Source organism: Caulobacter sp. GW456-12-1-14-TSB4, assembly GCF_059424195.1.
Genome location: NZ_JBWKZF010000009.1, coordinates 103,249 through 116,308, shown reverse-complemented (window position 1 = coordinate 116,308; position 13,060 = coordinate 103,249). Strand labels below are relative to the sequence as shown.

Here is a 13,060-nt window from a genome sequence, read left to right as displayed (position 1 = left end):
TATACCATCTAATCAACATGCCCCGTCGCCTTCGCCCCACCCGCCTGGAACACGTCGTCGATGGTCACGCCCTGCGGGCCCGACTGTCGGCCGCCGCCCTCGACGCCATCGGCAACGAGGCCGAGCAGCGCGCGCGGGCCATCGAGATCCTCAAGCAGGCCCTGTTCCGGGGCCGGATGATCGCCAAGGAGCGGCTGGAGAACGGCGCCAGCGGCGTCGAGACCGCCCGCCTGATCAGCGGCGTCACCGACGAGGTGATCACCGCCCTCTACGACTTCACCACCGTCCACGTGTTCCGGGCCCGCAACCCGACCGAGGGTGAGCGCCTGTGCCTGCTGGCCGTCGGCGGCTATGGCCGGGGCACCCTGGCGCCGTTCTCGGACATCGATCTGCTGTTCCTGCGGCCCTACAAGCAGACGCCGCACGCCGAGAGCGTGATCGAGTTCATGCTCTATGCGCTGTGGGATCTGGGCTTCAAGGTCGGCCACGCCTCGCGGACCATCGAGGAGTGCGTGCGCCTCTCGAAGGAAGACTTCACGATCCGCACCTCGATCCTGGAGGCCCGCCGCCTGACCGGCGACGAGCGCCTGGCCGCCGACCTGCAGAAGCGCTTCCGCGACGACGTCATGAAGGGCACCGGCGCCCAGTTCGTCGCCGCCAAGCTGAAGGAGCGCGACGACCGCCAGGCCCGCGCCGGCGCCAGCCGCTACATGGTCGAGCCCAACGTCAAGGAAGGCAAGGGCGGCCTGCGCGACCTCCACACCCTGATGTGGATCGCCGAATATCTGCATCCCGTGGACCGTCCCGAGGACGTCTTCAAGATGGAGGTGTTCTCCGGCCGCGAGACCAAGGCCTTCATCCGCGCCTTCGATTTCCTGCACGCCGTGCGCGCCCATCTGCACTTCACGACGGGCCGGCCGGAAGAGCGCCTGACCTTCGACCTGCAGCCCGAGATCGCCCGCCGCATGGGCTATGGCGATCGGGGCGACGCGCCGGCGGTCGAGCGGTTCATGCGCCGCTACTTCCTGATCGCCAAGGAGGTCGGGGCCCTGACCCGCGCTTTCTCGGCCAAGCTGGAAGCCGAGCACTTCAAGAACGAGCCCAAGGGCATCTCCCGCTTCCTCCCCGGCCAGCGGCCCAAGCGCAAGGCGCTGGATGTCGAGGGGTTCTTCGAGGACAACGGCCGCCTCAATATCGACGGGCCGGCCGTGTTCGAGGCCGACCCGGTCAACCTGATCCGCCTGTTCAAGATCGCCGACGAGCGCGACCTTGATCTGCACCCCGACGCCTTCACGGCCGTGACCCGCAGCCTGTCGCTGATCACCTCGAAGGTGCGCCGTGACCCGCACGCCTGCCGGGCGTTCCTGGACCTGCTGGCGCGCGGCAAGCGCAGCTATCGCACCCTGACCCTGATGAACGACGCCGGCGTGCTGGGCCGTTTCATCCCCGAGTTCGGCCGCGTCGTCGCCCAGATGCAGTTCAACATGTACCACTCGTACACGGTGGACGAGCACACCCTGCGGGCCGTCGGCGTGATCGGCGACATGGCCGCCGGGCGGCTGGTCGAGGACCATCCGCTGTCGGTGTCGATCATGCCGCTGATCGAGGATCGCGAGGCCCTGTTCCTGGCCATGCTGCTGCACGACACCGGCAAGGGCGGGGTCGGCGGCCAGGAGAAGGCCGGGGCCCGCTCGGCCCGCAGCGCCTGCGAGCGGCTGGGTGTCGACCGGACCAAGGTCGAGCTGGTCGCCTGGCTGGTCGAGCATCACCTCGTCATGAGCGACTTCGCCCAGAAGCGCGACGTGTCCGACCCCGGCACGGTCGCCGCCTTCGCGCGCATCGTCGAGAACCCCGAGCGCCTGCGCCTGCTGCTGGTCATCACCGTCGCCGACATCCGCGCCGTCGGGCCGGGCGTATGGAACGGCTGGAAGGGCCAGCTGCTGCGCGAGCTCTACAACGCCACCGAGGCGGTGTTCCGGGGCGGGCGCGGCAGCGACGCCGCCGCCAATGTCCTGCGCCATCAGGAGAGCCTGGCCGAGAACGCCCGCGCCACGCTGCTGGAGATTGATCCGGCCGCCCAGGGCTGGGTGTCGGCGATGGAAAACGCCTATTTCAGCGCCTTCCCGCAGGACGAGCTGTTCGAGCACGCCGCCCTGGCTCGCCGCGCCGTCATCCAGGGCGGGGCCGCCGCCGAGGGCCGCGTGCAGCCCAACCAGAACGCCGCCGAGATCGTGGTCGCCGCCAAGGACCGTCGCGGCCTGTTCGCCGATCTGGCCATGGCCATCTCGGCCCTGGGCGGCAATGTCGTCGGGGCCCGGGTCTTCACCTCCCGCCAGGGCCAGGCCCTGGACGTCTTCTATGTGCAGGACGTGACCGGCGCGCCGTTCGGCTGCGAGAACCCGCGCGCCCTGCGCCGGCTGGCCGACGCGCTGGAGGCCGCCGGCAAGGGCGAGCCGCTGGGCGTGGAGCCGCGCCGAGGCTCGGAGCTGTCGCGCGCCGCCGCCTTCGCCATCGCCCCGACCGTGACCGTCGACAACGAGGCCTCCAACGACGCCACCGTGGTCGAGGCCTCGGGCCGCGACCGTCCGGGCCTGCTGCACGCCCTGGCCAAGACCCTGGCCGACAACGGCCTGTCCATCCAGTCGGCCCATATCGACGGCTATGGCGAGCGGGCGGTCGACGCCTTCTACGTCCAGACGCCGGAGGGCGGGAAGCTGACCGAGACCCGCAAGGTCAACGCCGTGAAGGCCGACCTGCTGGCCGCCCTGGAGCAGAACGAGGCCACCGCCCCGGCCGCGCGTCCGGGCCTCAAGCGGGCGCGGGCCAGCGTGGCGCGGTAGGCTGTCTTGCCGCCGTCACGGATCGCCGCCTAGACTCCGTCCGTAACCGGGGAAGAGACATGAAGCCGCCGATCAAGAGCCTGGCCGACCTCAAGCCCGCGGTGACCGCCGGGGCCTATGCCCGCCCCACCCCGAAGGTGGTGCGTCGCAAGACCGCCAAGGTGCTGACGCCGGAGGAGAAGGCCGCTTTCCTGGCCTCGCGCCCGGATCTCTCGTCGAAGTCCTGAGCGGGATCGACATCGCCGGGCTGGCTGCTTAGACCTTCCCATAGGTTGAGTTTGGGGCGGGCATGGCGAGCCATACATCGGGAAGCACGGCGACGAACGACGTCTGGGCGCTGTGGGACAAGCTCAGACGCCTGTTTCCGACCTGGAGCCTGCTGCCGGAGGCCTTCTACACACCCGGCGCCTGGGGCTATGTCGGCGTCGATTTCGTCAGCGGCTTCCGCAGGAACCCCTCGACCTTGAAGACCTTCGACCTGCTGAAGGACGTCGACGACGCCCGCTTCGACGCCCTGTCGGCCCTGGCCAACCTCAATGCCCGCCGCCAGGAGCAGCTGCTGCGGGCGGTGGTCATCGGCTACCTGACCCTGCCGCTGACCATCACGGCCCTGGCGGCCGACCTGGCCGGCGACAGCGTCATGGGCCTGCTGCGCGAGCACACCACCGTGGCGATCCAGATCGGCGCGATGATCACCCTGGGGCCGCTCGGCTATTTCCTCAGCCACTGGCGTTCGCGCCAGATCGTCGGGGTGCTGGACTTGATCCGCATCGAACGCGGTCAGGCCCCGTTCACGGCGCTGGAGTTGCGGGAGGAGTAGGGGAGGTGGGCGAAGGTTCGCCCTTAGCGACGAGCGGGTCTACGACGTCTCCGCTGTGTCTCGGGTAATGTGTCGTGAGCTGGATCATGCTTAGCAGCATCGTGATGCCGAGAGCGGAGCCCGTGATGAGTAGCGCCAGGGAAACTGGGCCCCGGCCATTGATCACCAGCATGAGCAGGGTCTCACTAAACAGCGTGAGCCGAACGCTGTTGAAAAACGGACTGCCGAGACGCGATCCGAACAGGCCCCAAACTGGATCCAAGAGCGGTATCGAGCGCATTTGAAAGTAGTAACGGTCACTACCGTCGCCATCTCTCATATCTCGATTGGCGCAGTTCACGGCATGGCGGACGTCTCGATCCAAGACCATTCGCAAGAAGATCAGGCCAAGCACCGTCCCGGAGACAATGAGAAAGATTCCCGCTGTCGAATCGCTGATGACGTTCCCGAATTGAAGAACGAGGGCAAACAGGCCGCCTGAAATCGCAAAGGCCAGCGCCAAGATAGACGTAAGGGCTGAAAGGCCGACGGTTGAGCCGGTTTTGCGTTTTGACATGGCTGAAGCATGCAATGTTTGCGGGAATGTTCGCAACAGATCGCAGTTCGACCCAGCACAGGCCCCCACCTGACCTGCTTCCGCAGGTCTGTCCGCCCCCAAACGGGGCGGAGAGTAGAACGTTCTCCTCCCTCTTTGGGGAGGGGGCCGCCGAAAGCTAAGCCACCGCGTGGTCCTTGAGCACGCCCAGCGTCACCACGGCCAGCATCTCCTCGTGGGTGGCGTCCAGCACCACCTGCGGGGCCATGCCGGCGTCGAGGGCTTCCTTCCAGCGGCCGGCGCACAGGCACCAGCGGTCGCCGGCCTTCAGGCCCGGGAAGGCCAGTTCGGGGCGCGGGGTGGAGAGGTCGTTGCCCTGGGCCTTGGAGAACGCCAGGAAGTCGTCGGTCATCACCGCGCAGACGGTGTGCAGGCCCAGGTCGTGCGGACCCGTCTCGCAGCAGCCGTTGCGGTAGAAGCCGGTGACCGGGTCCATAGAGCAGGGGACGAGTTCGCCGCCCATGACGTTCTTGGCGCTCTTGTCGTACCGGGTGGTGCTCATGCGGCGATCCTAGACTAGGGTCGCGGCCGAAGCGAGCAGAGCAGGGACTTTACCAGTGACCGACACCGCCATTCGTCCCCGCCGCAGCGCTCTCTACATGCCGGCCTCCAACGCCAAGGCCGTGGAGAAGGCCCGCACCCTGGACGCCGACGTCATCATCCTCGACCTGGAGGACGCCGTGGCGCCGGAGATGAAGCCGGCGGCGCGCGAGGCGGCCGTGGCGGCGGTCAAGGCCGGCGGCTTCGGGGCGCGCGAGGTGGTGATCCGGGTCAATGGCCTGGACACCCCCTGGGGCGCCGACGACCTGCATGCGGCCGCAGAGGCCGGGCCGGACGCGGTGCTGGTCCCCAAGATCAACGACGCCGACGACGTGCGGCTCTACGACCAGCGCCTGAACGCCGCGCCGCCCCATACGCGGCTCTGGACGATGATCGAAACCGCCAAGGCCGCCTTCCACCTGTGGCAGATCGCGGGCGCCACGCACGGCACGCGGCTGTCGACCTGGGTGATGGGCGTCAACGACTTCGCCAAGGAGATGCGGGCCCGCCAGACGCCCGACCGCGCGCCGTTCCTGCCGCTGCTGACCCTGTCGGTGGCGGCGGCGCGGGCTCACGGCCTGACCATTCTGGACGGGGTGCACAACGACATCGAGGACCTGGCGGCGCTGGAAGCTGTCTGCGTCCAGGGCGTGGATTTCGGCTTCGACGGCAAGACGCTGATCCATCCCAAGCATCTTGAGATTTGCAACCGGATGTTCTCGCCCTCGCCCGAGGACATCGCCTGGAGCCAGGCGGTCATCGCCGCCTTCAACGCGCCCGAAAATGCTGGCAAAGGGGCGTTGCGGGTCGATGGCAAGATGGCCGAGCGCTTGCATCTGTCGCAGGCGCAGCGTCTTGTCGCGGTGGCGGAGGCCATTTCGGCACGGTCTGACGCCTAGGGGGCGCTAAAGGTTTCGTATGCGGGCTATCGTTCTATCCGTCGTCCTGATGGCCAGTCCCGCGCTGGCGCAGCAGACTCCGGCGCCGCCCGCCGGTTATGTGCCGACCTTCGGGGCCCAGGCCGCGCCGCCGGTCGTTCCCGCGCCGCCCAGCGATGCGCCGCAAGCCACGGCGCCTGAGGCCGCTCCCGCTCCGGATTCCTCGCAGATCCCGCAAGCCATCGACCCGCTGGCCGACCTGATCTCGCAGACCAACCAGCCCGTGGACGAAGAGGCGGCCGAGACGGCCAACAAGCCCGCGCCCAAGCACCGGGCGACCATCCTGCCGATCCCACCGCCCGAGCCCGAGGCTCCCGCCGGCGGCGAGCTGACCAAGGCCCAGGTCTACGAGCTGCGGGTCAAGGGCTCGATCGCGGCCGCCCAGAATCTGCAAGGGCCGCTGGACGGCGGCTGGAACGTCGCCGCGACCACGGGCGGTCAGCTCTATGCCCTGCAGATCGTCGACAAGGCCGGCGGCTATGGCGAGCTGGAAGGCGCCTGGCGCGACGTGCGTCGTCCTGGGAGCGTGGGCTCGACAGGCCTGATCGACGACCTGCGCCGTGACGGCAGCGACGTCGTCGTCCGCTTCAGCCCCAAGGGCGGCCAGTCCTCGGTGCTGACCCTGCGGCCGTCGGGCTATGAGCGCTGGTCGGGCGAGCTGGTCGAGAACGGCGTCACCCAGGCGGTCAGCGCTGAACACATCCTCCCGCAAGCCCCGCCGGGCTACGAGTCGCAGGGCCGTGGCCCCTATGTCTGGCCGCCGCGCATCGTGGCCCGTCCGGCCGCGCCCGCCGCTTCGGCCCCGGCCTGCTCGACCAAGGGCAAGAAGGGCAAGGCGCTGAAGGCCGCCAAGGCCAAGTGCGCCGCCGCGGCCCGCAAGGGCGGCAAGGCCTCGGCCCTGAAGAAGGGCAAGGGAAGCAAGGCCAAGGCGACCACCGGCAAGAAGGGCAAGGCGACAGCCTCGAAGAAGAGCTCGGCGAAAAAGAAGAAGCGCTAGGCTTTCAACGCCTGCCGCGCCGCCGCGATGGGGGCCGCGAGGTCCGTGTAGGCGGCGGCCGGGCTGTGGCCCCAGACCGGACCCGGCCAGGCGGGATCGTCCTTGCGGCGACCCACGACATGGACGTGCAGCTGGGCGGTGACATTGCCCAGGGCGCCCACATTGAGCTTGTCGACCGTGAGGCCCAGCACCGCCCCGACTGCGCGGACGGCGGTCCCGGCCAGGACGATCTCCTCCATCAGCTGGATGCGATGGGCGGTGTCCAGCTCCTCGATCTCCCGCAGGCCGGGCTGGCGCGGGATCAGCACCAGCCACGGATAGCGGGCGTCGTCCTGCAGGCGGACCTCGCAGAGGGGCAGATCGGCGACCTTGTGCGACGTGGCGACGAAGGCGGGGTCGAGGATGAAAGCTTGCGTCTCTTCAGCCACGTTTCGGAACCGCCGCCCAGTAGTCGAAGTCGAGAATGACGGCCGGATCGTAGACCCCTTCGCCGTCCTTGTCCGGGAAGTCGTCGCAAGGCCGGTCCTTGGTGGCGACAAGCCGCAGACGCAGGGCGCCGACGCTGCCGAGGTTGGCCTTGTCCAGCACCTGGCTCCAGGCGAACACCGTGCCGCCGGCGAAAAACGGGGCCACGTGCCGGCCGCCGTTGATCGCCAGGATCATCCCGGCGTTCTGCAAGCCGTTGAATGACAGCGCCTTGGCCGTCGAGATCACCACGCCGCCATAGACCAGGCGCTTGCCGGACGGGTCCTTGCCGCGCTCGAACTGGTTGAAATGGACCTTGGCCGTGTTCTGCCACAGCCGCGTGGCCATCTGGGCTTCCGCCTCCTCCACCGCCATGCCGTCGACATGGTCGATCTTCTCGCCGACCGCGTAATCCTCGAAGGCGTGCGGCGCGCCGGCCAGGGCCCAGTTGTAGCGGCTGAAGTCGAGGTCCGGCGGAACCACAAGGTCGGCCGGGGCCACCGCCGCCGACAGGGTCGGCACGGATTGCTCGGCGATCTGGGCGTCTGGATCGCGCTTTCGCACCATCACCCAGCGCACATAGCTCAGCACCGACTCGCCAAACTCGTCCTGGCCGGTCGTGCGGACGTAGACGACGCCGGTCTTGCCGTTGGAATTCTCCTTCAACCCGATCACGTCGGAGATGGCGTTCAGGGTCATGCCGTCGGTGATCAGCTTGTGGAACCGCCCTTCGGCGTAGCCCAGGTTGGCGACCGCGTTCAGGCTGATGTCCGGCACGGTCTTGCCAAAGACGACGTGGAAGGCGATCAGCGGATCGACAGCGGCATGGCGGAAGCCGCAATCCTTGGCGAAGGCCTCGGAAGAGAAGAGCGCGAAGCGCGTCCCGTAAAGCGCCGTGTACAGCGCGACGTCGCCGGCGGTGACCGTCCGGGGCGTGGCGTGGACCAGTCTCTGACCGAGGCGAAAGTCCTCGAAGAAATGGCCCGGATCGGTCTTGCTCATCCCCGGTGATCCTTATCGTTGTTCATCCATCTTTGCCGCAGTGCAGCGAAACCGGAAAGAGGGCTTGAGACTGAGCCGCGACGGGTCTAGACCGCGCCCGACATTTCACTGTCCACAGCCTTGATGGAGACCCCATGGCTCGCGCGAAGATCGCCCTTATCGGCGCCGGCATGATCGGCGGCACCCTGGCCCACATCGCCGCTCGCGAAGAGCTGGGCGACGTGATCCTGTTCGACATCGCCGAAGGCACCCCGCAGGGTAAGGCGCTCGACATCGCCGAAGCCTCGGCCGTGTTCGGCAAGGACGTGGCCCTGAAGGGCGCCAACGCCTACGAGGACATCGCCGGCGCCGACGTCTGCATCGTGACCGCCGGCGTGCCGCGGAAGCCGGGCATGAGCCGCGACGACCTGCTGGGCATCAACCTGAAGGTCATGAAGGCCGTCGGCGAAGGCATCAAGGCCCACGCTCCGAACGCCTTCGTCATCTGCATCACCAACCCGCTCGACGCGATGGTCTGGGCCCTGCAGCAGTTCTCGGGCCTGCCCAAGGAAAAGGTCATCGGCATGGCCGGCGTCCTCGACTCGGCCCGCTTCGCCTACTTCCTGGCTGAAGCCACCGGCGTGTCGGTCGAAGACATCCACGCCTGGACCCTGGGCGGTCACGGCGACGACATGGTCCCGATGGTTCGTCACTCGACGGTCGGCGGCTTGCCGCTGCCGGAACTGGTCAAGCAAGGCTGGCTGACTCAAGAGAAGCTGGACGCCATCGTCGAGCGCACCCGCAAGGGCGGCGGCGAGATCGTCGCCCTGCTGAAGACCGGCTCGGCCTTCTACGCCCCGGCGGAATCGGCGATCGCCATGGCGACGTCGTACCTGAAGGACAAGAAGCGCGTCCTGCCGTGCGCCACCTTCCTGACCGGCCAATACGGCCTGGACGGCCTGTATGTCGGCGTGCCGGTCGTCATCGGCGCCGGCGGCGCCGAGAAGATCGTCGAGTTCGAAACCAACGAAGCCGAAAAGGCGATGTTCGCCGCCTCTGTCGCGTCGGTCCAAGGCCTGATGGAAGCCTGCAAGGCCATCGACAGCTCGCTGGTCTAAGCGACTTTCGATCCTAAGAACGACGAAGGGCGGCTCCTCGCGGGGCCGCCCTTTTTTCTTGGGAGAAGCTAACCCCCCCGGCATCAAGTCGTGCTCGCACAGTGGCCGTAAGTCGACTTCAGCCATGCTGGGCGATTTAGCTATGACCTAAGCCCCCCTCCTCAAAACCGCACGAGACTCAGGCAACTTCAAAAGAGGTTGCCATGATCGATTCAGCTCAAGCCGAAAAATGGCTTCAGGAAGCAAAACGAGAGATCGTTCGATATGAGGAAACGGGGGATGACTATCATCTCTCCAGAGCGCTGAAACTCATCGCTCTCGTGGCTAGCAATACGCTCTAGTGCGCTGCGTCGCCCGGCTCCTGGGAGATCTCTTCCAGGGTCTTGCCGACCTGCTTGGCGCCGTAGTCCTTGGCCACATCGCCCAGCGAGAGGATGCCGGTCAGGTTTCCGGACTCGTTGAGCACCACCAGGCGACGGACCTGATTGTTGGCCATCTTGGCGGTGGCGTCGGCCAGGATGTCGTCTTCCTTCACGCTCAGCACCTCGCCGTCGGACATCACGTCCGAGATGGCGCTGTCGAAGCTGCGGCCTTCGGCGACCACGCGCAGGACGATGTCGCGGTCGGTGACCAGGCCCAGCACCTTGCCGTTGTCGACGATCGGCACCACGCCGCTGTCGACCTTGGCCATGGTCTCGGCGACCTGGCGAATGGTGTCGGAGGGACGGGCGACCGAGACCTGGCTGGTCATGGCGTCGCTGACTTTCATGGGGAACCTCGTGGGTTTGAATTCCGAGGCTCTAAAACCCACAGCTTGGGCCAACCGTTCCGCTTTCGGTTGTCACCGGGTGGCCCTATCTAGGCGTTTCGTCTTCCCGGAGCTTCCCATGTCGATCTCGATCCACCAGGCCAGCGTGCCCGTGTTCATCCAAGGCCTGAAGGGTCTGAAGGGCGTGCTGTCCAAGGCCGCCGACCTCGTCGAGGCCAAGAAGTGGGACCCGGACGCCCTGCTGAAGGCGCGGCTCTATCCCGACATGTTCCCGCTGATCCGCCAGGTGCAGATCGCCACCGACTTCGCCAAGGGCGGCGCCGCGCGTCTGGCCGCGCAGGAGGTTCCGGCCTGGGACGACGTCGAGACCAGCTTCGCCGACCTGATCGCCCGCGTCGACCGCGCCATCGCCTATGTCGAGGGCCTGGACGTCGCCGCGTTCGAGGGTGGCCACGACCGTGACGTCCAGCTGGTCCGCCGCGGTGAGACCTACACCTTCAAGGGCCTGGACTATCTGCAGGGCCAGGCGATGCCGAACTTCTTCTTCCACATCACCACGGCCTACGCGATCCTGCGCCACAACGGCGTCGAGGTCGGCAAGCGCGACTTCCTGGGCACGGCCTGATCCATATCCGGGGCGGTCCGGATGGGCCGCCCCTTTGACTCTTCCGCCTTTTCTGTGCATAAGCCCCGGCTTCCGGCGCTTTATCAGCAGCGCCTCCACCGTCACGACCCCGGCCTGTTAGCGCAGGATTCATCCGGACGAGGACGGCGAGGACCCCCATCGACGTGATCGTCCATGGGGGCTGATTGCGTTTGGTCTTGATTTAACCAGGGTTCGACATGTTCGACGGCCTTACAGAGCGACTTTCCGACGTCTTCGAACGTCTTGGCGGTCGCGGCGTGCTGTCCGAGAAGGACATCGACGAGGCGCTGCGCGAAGTCCGCGTGGCCCTGCTCGAGGCCGACGTCGCCCTGCCGGTCGTCAAGGACTTCATCAGCAAGGCCAAGGAACTGGCCGCCGGCGAAGCCGTCATCCGCTCAGTCAAGCCGGCCGACCAGGTGGTCAAGATCGTCTATGACGGTCTGGTCGACATGCTGGGCGGCGAGGTTCCGACAGGCCTGAACCTGGCCCTGAACCCGCCGTCGATCATCCTGATGGCCGGCCTGCAGGGCTCGGGCAAGACCACCACCACCGGCAAGCTGGCGCTGCGTCTGAGCAAGACCGAGCGCAAGAAGGTGCTGGTCGCCTCGCTGGACACCCGCCGTCCGGCCGCCATGGAGCAGCTGGCGACCCTGGCCAAGCAGGTCGAGGTCGAGAGCCTGCCGATCGTTCCGGGCCAGAGCGCCACGGACATCGCCAAGCGCGCCATGACGGCGGCCAAGCTGGGCGGCTACGACGTCCTGATCCTCGACACCGCCGGCCGCACCACGCTGGACGAGGCGATGATGACCGAGGCGGCGGAAATCGCCCGCATCGCTCAGCCGTCCGAGACCATCCTGGTCGCCGACAGCCTGACCGGTCAGGACGCCGTGCGCACGGCCAAGGCGTTCCACGAGCGCCTGCCGCTGACCGGCCTGATCCTGACCCGCGCCGATGGCGACGGCCGTGGCGGCGCGGCGCTGTCGATGCGCCACGTCACCGGCCTGCCGATCAAGTTCCTCGGCGCCGGCGAGAAGATCGACCAGCTGGACGTGTTCGACGCTCGCCGCGTCGCCGGCCGCATCCTGGGTCAGGGCGACGTCGTCGCCCTGGTCGAGAAGGCCGCCGCCGACCTGGACGTGGCCGAAGCCGAGCGCATGGCCAAGAAGCTGGCCAAGGGAAAGTTCGACCTCGACGACCTGGCGGCTCAACTGCGTCAGATGCAGAAGCTGGGCGGCATGGAAGGCATCATGGGCCTGCTGCCCGGTGTCCAGAAGGTCAAGAAGCAGATCGCCGAGAGCGGCGTCGACGACAGCATCTTCCGTCGCCAGCAGGCGATCATCGGCTCGATGACCAAGGAAGAGCGCAAGAAGCCCGACATTCTCGCGGCCTCGCGCAAGCGCCGCATCGCCGCCGGTTCGGGCGTCGATGTGGCCGAGGTCAACCGCCTGCTGAAGCAGCACCGCCAGATGGCCGACATGTTCAAGGCCATGTCCAAGGACGGCGGCAAGGGCATGGCCCGCATGGCCGCCATGATGGGCGGCGGCGACATGGCGCGCATGAAGACCATGGGCGGCGGCAAGATGCCGGTGTCCGATCCCAACGCAGCGGGAGGCCCTGGCGGCGTCCCGGGGCTGCCCGGTCTGCCGGGCCTCGGGGGCGGCGGCGACGCCAAGCCCAACCCTCTCTCCGGCCTGGGCCTGCCCGGCTTCAACCCGTTCAAGAAATAGAACTTTAGACCAAGGACTACCGAAATGCTGAAGATCCGTCTCGCCCGTGGCGGCGCCAAGAAGCGTCCGTACTACTCGATCGTCATCGCCGACAGCCACTCGCCGCGCGATGGCCGCTTCATCGAGAAGGTCGGCACCTACAACCCGCTCCTCAAGAAGGACGACGCCAACCGCGTCACCCTGAAGGTCGAGTCGATCCAAGAGTGGCTCAAGAAGGGCGCTCAGCCGACCGACCGCGTCGCGCGCTTCCTGGCCGCCCAAGGCCTGGTCGCCTGGACCCACGGCAACAACCCGCAAAAGGGCGCGCCGGGCAAGAAGGCCCAAGAGCGCACCGCCGAGCGCGCTCAGCGTGAAGAAGAGCGCAAGCAAGCCGAAATCGACGCCAAGGCCGCCGCCGAAGCCGAGAAGATCGCCGCTGCTGAAGCCGCCGCCGCTGCTGCTGCTGAAGCCGCTGAAGCCGCCGCCGCCGCTGCTGCCGCTCCGGCCGTTGAAGAAGCTCCGGCTGAAGAAGCCCCGGCCGCTGAAGCCGCTGCTGAAGAGGCTCCGGCCGCTGAAGCGCCGGCTGAAGAAGCCTAAGGCTAATCAGGGTTCCAGCGCCGTCGATGCTTTGAGGCTAGGCGGCGC

Annotated in this window: 15 protein-coding genes; 10 read left to right on the top strand and 5 right to left on the bottom strand. The window is 67.5% G+C overall.

Annotated elements, in window-relative coordinates:
• Positions 1 to 17 precede the first annotated feature (17 nt).
• The 3 genes from AC07YH_RS10940 (at position 18) to AC07YH_RS10930 (ending at position 3,660) form a co-directional block, all read left to right on the top strand.
• Entirely contained in the window at positions 18 to 2,840 is a 2,823-nt protein-coding gene (locus tag AC07YH_RS10940) for a [protein-PII] uridylyltransferase (protein WP_494747019.1), read from the top strand.
• A 59-nt stretch (positions 2,841 to 2,899) separates the two neighbouring features.
• Positions 2,900 to 3,067 carry a hypothetical protein gene (locus AC07YH_RS10935; protein WP_494620161.1) on the top strand — a complete coding sequence of 56 codons (168 nt, stop codon included), beginning with the start codon at positions 2,900 to 2,902 and terminating at the stop codon, positions 3,065 to 3,067.
• A gap of 62 nt (positions 3,068 to 3,129) precedes the next feature.
• Positions 3,130 to 3,660, top strand: coding sequence for a hypothetical protein (locus AC07YH_RS10930; RefSeq protein ID WP_494747018.1), 531 nt, complete (start codon positions 3,130 to 3,132; stop codon positions 3,658 to 3,660).
• On the opposite strand, the gene AC07YH_RS10925 is transcribed toward AC07YH_RS10930, so the two are convergent.
• Both AC07YH_RS10925 and AC07YH_RS10920 read right to left on the bottom strand, forming a co-directional pair.
• The gene (locus tag AC07YH_RS10925) at positions 3,632 to 4,216 is read right to left on the bottom strand and encodes a hypothetical protein (RefSeq protein ID WP_494747017.1); all 585 of its coding nucleotides are present in this window, start codon (positions 4,214 to 4,216) and stop codon (positions 3,632 to 3,634) included. The genes AC07YH_RS10930 and AC07YH_RS10925 overlap by 29 nt on opposite strands.
• A gap of 157 nt (positions 4,217 to 4,373) precedes the next feature.
• Entirely contained in the window at positions 4,374 to 4,757 is a 384-nt protein-coding gene (locus AC07YH_RS10920) for a DUF2237 family protein (protein ID WP_494747016.1), read from the bottom strand.
• A gap of 55 nt (positions 4,758 to 4,812) precedes the next feature.
• Here AC07YH_RS10920 and AC07YH_RS10915 point away from each other — a divergent pair, with 55 nt between their 5' ends.
• The gene (locus AC07YH_RS10915) at positions 4,813 to 5,694 is read left to right on the top strand and encodes an HpcH/HpaI aldolase/citrate lyase family protein (protein WP_494747015.1); all 882 of its coding nucleotides are present in this window, start codon (positions 4,813 to 4,815) and stop codon (positions 5,692 to 5,694) included.
• A gap of 19 nt (positions 5,695 to 5,713) precedes the next feature.
• On the top strand, positions 5,714 to 6,730 hold the full coding sequence (locus AC07YH_RS10910; RefSeq protein ID WP_494747014.1) for a hypothetical protein: 1,017 nt from the start codon (positions 5,714 to 5,716) through the stop codon (positions 6,728 to 6,730).
• Here the strand turns inward: AC07YH_RS10910 and AC07YH_RS10905 are convergent.
• Together AC07YH_RS10905 and AC07YH_RS10900 are read right to left on the bottom strand one after the other, a co-directional pair.
• Positions 6,727 to 7,158 (bottom strand): HIT domain-containing protein, encoded by a 432-nt coding sequence (locus tag AC07YH_RS10905; protein WP_494747013.1) that lies wholly within the window; start codon positions 7,156 to 7,158, stop codon positions 6,727 to 6,729. The genes AC07YH_RS10910 and AC07YH_RS10905 overlap by 4 nt on opposite strands.
• The gene (locus AC07YH_RS10900; RefSeq protein ID WP_494747012.1) at positions 7,151 to 8,197 is read right to left on the bottom strand and encodes a MaoC family dehydratase; all 1,047 of its coding nucleotides are present in this window, start codon (positions 8,195 to 8,197) and stop codon (positions 7,151 to 7,153) included. The genes AC07YH_RS10905 and AC07YH_RS10900 overlap by 8 nt, the downstream gene beginning before the upstream one ends.
• 134 nt (positions 8,198 to 8,331) lie before the next feature.
• Between AC07YH_RS10900 and mdh the strand changes: the two genes are divergently transcribed.
• Positions 8,332 to 9,294, top strand: a complete 963-nt coding sequence (mdh, locus tag AC07YH_RS10895) for a malate dehydrogenase (protein ID WP_494747011.1) — start codon at positions 8,332 to 8,334, stop codon at positions 9,292 to 9,294.
• A gap of 203 nt (positions 9,295 to 9,497) precedes the next feature.
• Complete coding sequence (locus AC07YH_RS10890) at positions 9,498 to 9,635, top strand: hypothetical protein (RefSeq protein ID WP_494747010.1); 138 nt, start codon at positions 9,498 to 9,500, stop codon at positions 9,633 to 9,635.
• Here the strand turns inward: AC07YH_RS10890 and AC07YH_RS10885 are convergent.
• Positions 9,632 to 10,063: a CBS domain-containing protein gene (locus AC07YH_RS10885; RefSeq protein WP_494747009.1), complete on the bottom strand. Its 432-nt coding sequence runs from the start codon at positions 10,061 to 10,063 to the stop codon at positions 9,632 to 9,634. The two genes, AC07YH_RS10890 and AC07YH_RS10885, sit on opposite strands and share 4 nt — an antisense overlap.
• Before the next feature lie 118 nt (positions 10,064 to 10,181).
• On the opposite strand from AC07YH_RS10885, the gene AC07YH_RS10880 reads away from it, so the two are divergent.
• From AC07YH_RS10880 to rpsP, 3 genes are all read left to right on the top strand, one after another.
• Positions 10,182 to 10,688, top strand: coding sequence for a DUF1993 domain-containing protein (locus AC07YH_RS10880; RefSeq protein WP_494747008.1), 507 nt, complete (start codon positions 10,182 to 10,184; stop codon positions 10,686 to 10,688).
• A gap of 218 nt (positions 10,689 to 10,906) precedes the next feature.
• Complete coding sequence (ffh, locus tag AC07YH_RS10875; RefSeq protein ID WP_494747007.1) at positions 10,907 to 12,436, top strand: signal recognition particle protein; 1,530 nt, start codon at positions 10,907 to 10,909, stop codon at positions 12,434 to 12,436.
• A 24-nt stretch (positions 12,437 to 12,460) separates the two neighbouring features.
• On the top strand, positions 12,461 to 13,012 hold the full coding sequence (rpsP, locus tag AC07YH_RS10870) for a 30S ribosomal protein S16 (RefSeq protein WP_494747006.1): 552 nt from the start codon (positions 12,461 to 12,463) through the stop codon (positions 13,010 to 13,012).
• The last annotated feature ends 48 nt before the right edge of the window (positions 13,013 to 13,060 follow it).